The sequence below is a fragment of the Psychrobacter sp. 1U2 genome (assembly GCF_051847575.1).
The window spans coordinates 1-512 of record NZ_JBPYDC010001846.1 but is presented as its reverse complement, the minus strand read 5'-3'; the positions used below and the strand labels follow the sequence as shown (position 1 = coordinate 512).

At 44.3% G+C, this 512-nt stretch carries 1 protein-coding gene and 1 pseudogene; both read left to right on the top strand.

The features are described 5' to 3' along the window. Nucleotides 1-220, top strand: a pseudogene (locus tag ACS8FD_RS24735) (phosphotransferase family protein); the annotation flags it as partial. 32 nt (nt 221-252) lie between these two features. Next, nucleotides 253-512: histidine phosphatase family protein (locus tag ACS8FD_RS24730; RefSeq protein ID WP_439277790.1), on the top strand; the 260-nt coding region annotated here is incomplete at its 3' end.

The window sequence follows — 512 nt, the reverse complement described above, 5'->3', positions numbered from 1 at the left end:
CTTTTGGATTATCGTTCATGTCCTGCATGCTAAGTGTTTGAAGCTGATTGCAAAGCATGAAGGCGATGCATTATTTATGACTCATGTACAACCACACTTGCAAGATATGGGAGTGGATGCTGCTACTATTGAGCAGTTGCCAAGCCCTGTACAAAACGTCATTAAAGGTATATTACCAAAAGGCTATTTTGATCAAAAAGCTAACTCATCTGAAAAATAGAACTGTAGAATATAATAGAAGGTAATAGGGCTATGACAACTATTCTCTTGGCGCGCCATGGTCAAGCATCGTTCGGACAAGAAAACTACGATCGGCTCTCAGAGTTGGGTAGTACGCAGGCGCGCTTGCTTGGCCAGCATTATGCGACCACACAGCGCCATATTGATGCGATATTTACAGGCAGCTTATCACGGCAACAGGATTCTGCACGCTACTTTTGGGAGACCTATCAACCTTCTATAACTGCTAGCAATGTGGCACCTGCACTAGATCTGTCCGCGCCTGATAGCTA